Annotated in this window: 3 protein-coding genes and 2 pseudogenes; all 5 read right to left on the reverse strand. The window is 38.5% G+C overall.

Annotation, left to right across the window (positions count from 1 at the left end; genetic code table 11):
• Nucleotides 1-238, reverse strand: a pseudogene (locus FQ608_RS26985) (RHS repeat-associated core domain-containing protein); the annotation flags it as partial.
• Between the two features lie 888 nt (nucleotides 239-1,126).
• A complete protein-coding gene (locus FQ608_RS26990) occupies nucleotides 1,127-1,999 on the reverse strand; it encodes an RHS repeat protein (RefSeq protein ID WP_158861626.1) in 873 nt (290 codons plus the stop codon).
• A 419-nt stretch (nucleotides 2,000-2,418) separates the two neighbouring features.
• Entirely contained in the window at nucleotides 2,419-3,105 is a 687-nt protein-coding gene (locus FQ608_RS26995) for a hypothetical protein (RefSeq protein WP_158861627.1), read from the reverse strand.
• 7 nt (nucleotides 3,106-3,112) lie between these two features.
• Nucleotides 3,113-3,598, reverse strand: coding sequence for a hypothetical protein (locus FQ608_RS27000; RefSeq protein ID WP_317168963.1), 486 nt, complete (start codon nucleotides 3,596-3,598; stop codon nucleotides 3,113-3,115).
• A gap of 144 nt (nucleotides 3,599-3,742) precedes the next feature.
• Nucleotides 3,743-3,922, reverse strand: a pseudogene (locus tag FQ608_RS27870) (RHS repeat-associated core domain-containing protein); the annotation flags it as partial.
• Nucleotides 3,923-3,981 lie beyond the last annotated feature (59 nt).

Here is a 3,981-nt window from a genome sequence, read left to right on the forward strand (position 1 = left end):
TATCTTCCAACCAATCGACAGGGTAGGTGATTAACCCAAGAGCCGGGTTTCCACTACCTTGGCCCATTTTCATATGGGTTCTGAAATCATACTTTTCCAGACCGTCTAGATCGATATTGGAAATGGGACCCCCCTCCGCAAAAGCATACGGACTGTTCCACGGAAAATCCGGAGTCAACGGATCCACACTCAAGAACTTAGCTATTCCCGGATTATATATCCTAAACCCATAGTCGTAATGGCTCTTGGAACCCCACTCCCCGTTACTGTCCTCCTCCTTGCCGTTGAACCCGTATCGGTAAGCCCCCGCACAACATTTTTATCTGTTTTTCCAGCTTCCCCTCACAACTTTTAAAGAACGTTTTTGTGCCTTGTGCACGGCCTCCAAGATAGGAACTATTTTCTTTCATCAGAAAAAAATTCAATTGAAAAAAAAACCTTTAGGGATTCTTCTAACAGGTTGGTTTAGAACTTTTGTTGCAACTCCATAAAGTTCAGCTAGGTCATCCTTAACAACCTTACGTACTTTTCCGTACTTTGTCCATTCTATGTTCGTGATACCTGCCTTCTGGTCGCTTATGCTACCGCGCGGCACTGCCCCTCTAAATGGATCAAACCTAACAGTTATTTATCTTATTTGATCAATAGAGCATTTATTTCTCTTTCCATATCCTTTAGTTTTAGACGGGGCCAAATTGAATTACCCTGTTGTTTTATTATAACTTTTTCTTTGCATTTAAGCAAAAGTTGGAAATTGGGTGCCAAAATTTGTCCCAGTAACAATGACCTTATTTGGATACTGAAATCAACGAGATCACAATTACAGTGTATTAGCTCCCTGTTATATATATTGCCCTTTATTACAACTATTGATTTTTCTAAATTTATTTCCAAATGTGTCAATAAGACTTTTTCCCTTTTCCAAGAAAAAATGAATTCAAAAATCAGTAAGAAAGAGAAAAATAATATTGGAATCCATAGATAATTGCTTCCATCGAAATAATAAATCAGGAACAATGCAAATATGGATAATACCAACATCCAACCTACTTTGAGTGCCACCCTGGTTTCAAACCTGATCATCTGGCGTTTATCAGCAAAATAGATTAATTTGCTCGATTGTAAACTATTCATTTTCTAAATTACTATTTAAATTTTTATCTATCTCAGTCTTTAAACCATCCAATACTTGATATCCATCACTTCCTATGTCATACAAACTTTGCATTCCGACAACGATTTTCAATGCATCCTTGCTTTTCAAAGCATCTCCCAAATTTCTCACATCTCCAATCCCAGTCATCATTGATTCTGTAAACGAACCTATTTTTTGGCCAAGAATTTCATTCCCATATTGAGCTCCAATAAAACCACCTGCAACCTCACCCAATCCTAAAGGCAAGTTCTTATATTCTTCAACACGGCCTTCGGAGGCTTGATATAACTTGAAGCTACCCAAGGCAATTTCTGTTCCTCCCAATCCTGCTGCCAGAAAAAGGGAACTGCCTCCTGAAGGAATCGCCAACAAAACTGTAGATACCCCAACGGCTAAAGCTGAAGCTCCTTTATTGAATTCCTTTTGTTGGGATTTTCTCCATACGCTCCAACCGGAAACGTTATCTTGATTATTTCCAATGAAATTACCATTGTGAAAAAACTTATTGTCTGTTCTAATCCCAGACCAATCACCATTTTTAATAGTTAAAACTGGATCATGCAACTGTTCTGTAACGTAGTTGCCATTTTTATCAACAAAAACATTGTATGATACGGTATATCCAGCTTCAAGACCATCGATATCTATGGCCCATATCGGAGTGTTAGAGGCAAATTGAAACGGGGTCAATTCAGCGTATTGAGAAGCCAACGGATCCACACTCAAAAACTTCGCTATCCTAGGATTGTAGATCCTAAAACCGTAATCATAAGTAGAGCCACCACCGCCCATACCTTCGGGGTCCTCCTCCTTCCCGTTAAACCCGTATCGGTAAGCTCCCACGCAACTTTTTCAGCTGTTTTTCAAGCTTCCCCTCACAACATTTAAAGAACGTTTTTGTGCCTTATGCACGGCCTCCAATATAGGGACTTTTTTCTTTCAACTGAAAAAAATTCAATTGAAAAAAAAAAGCCTTTTGGGCTTCTCCTAACATATTGGTTTTGAAATTTTGTTGCATTCAATAAAGTTCAGCCAATTCTTCACGCAGAGACGTATTCTCGCCTCTTCGTTTTAAAGTTAGGCGCCCCTACATCCCGGCCCCCCCGCTGGCATCATAACTATAATCTGCATTGCATTTCTTTATTCCAGCAGTTCTTGCGCATAGTAGGTTGGTCAGTATTCGATTAGGATCTTCGCCTGAACTACTCATTGAATTGGGTTGTAGCCGTAGATCTTCCACGAAATAGGTAGTGAAATATTACTTATATAGGAACTACCCATCTTGGCCGTTGTCCATACCATTCAACGGATTTAGTTTTCAGATTATAGACGATCCTAAATTCATTTGAGGCAGACTCGACACAAATTTCAAATTCATTTAATTCTTTAAATTTCCCATAGAATCTATTTAAATAGTCTTTATTAGGCCAGACCTTACATATATTCTGTCGTTGTATTTCTAGATCGTTTTCAAAAATAGAAATAAAAATGTTCGCGGATTCTTCCTCATAAGCATAACCAAGGAAAATATTGAAATTCCCATTCTGGATAGGGTTTTTCCAGAATTCAGTGACATTAAAGTTATTCTCTGAGGCTTTCTTAAAGGCCAGCTTTATTTTGTGTTTATCCCAATCATACCTCCCAGCAAGATCCAATAATCCAGATTTTAATATGGTAGAAAGAATATCAAATCTTTTAATTTTGGATAATTGCCAGTAATTTGAAAACTCGAATAAGCTCTGCTTACTAATCTTCCAATCTAAATCCACGTACTCATTACCATGGATATTCGGAGTTAGATGAATTTCAATGCTTTCAAAATTACCAGCATTAAATGATAAGTCACTTAATGAAATATAGACTGAAGTAGCAATTATATTGGCTTCCAAATTAAATCTCTTCCGATCGCTATACCCAAAAAATGCCGAAATTATTATTTCTCTTAGCATGGCTTAATTATTCATATTTTGATTTAGGTAATTTTTGAGCACGGGGTTTTAATCCCTCTCTCTCAAAAAAATCATCTACCAATTTTTGTTCTTTCTGTCTTGCTTCATCATTATTTGGTGCTCTGTCGACAATTTTAAAATCCACCTCTACTCCAAACCGCTCTTTTAATTCCTTTAATTGCTCTTTAGGCCTAGATTCGCCATCACCAGATATCCCATATTTTAAGGTTTCATCGGTATCCACAACATAGATTCTATATATAATCTGAGGTTTAGTCGATTTTTTCGAGTTTCCATGGATTCGTTTCCAAGTATAAACACCTGTAACTTTCTCTAATAAATCAACATACCTATCAACTTCTTCATCATCCAAAGACTCACCATCTAATATCCGCCTCTCCAAAAAATCAAATTCCTGTTGACTAGGGCTTATTTTCTGTTCAGTCCAACCTGGTGTATAAGCCTTGATGAGCATACGAAAAGGCTCGCCCATTCCCCAAAATTCATCATCTAATACATGTTTCGGCTGAATGGCATCCGTATTATAGTTCTTTCCTGACGTGGGCGGTGGTACAGGAACCAATATTGGGATTGGGGGTGGAGCAGGAGGAGCAAGTACTCCTTCTAGCCCATCTAAGTCAATAGCTGCAATTGGGGTATTTGAGGCATACTGATACGGTGTCAACATTGGATAAGAACCCGTCAACGGATCCACACTCAAAAACTTCGCTATGGAGGGGTTATAAATCCTGAACCCGTAGTCGTAATGGCTCTTTGTACCCCACTCGCCGTTACTGTCCTCCTCCTTACCATTAAACCCGTATCGGTACGTACCCGCACAAGATTTTCAGATTTTTCCCAACTCCCCTTCCACAA

The sequence above is a fragment of the Lunatibacter salilacus genome, assembly GCF_009797935.1.
Classification (GTDB): domain Bacteria; phylum Bacteroidota; class Bacteroidia; order Cytophagales; family Cyclobacteriaceae; genus Lunatibacter; species Lunatibacter salilacus.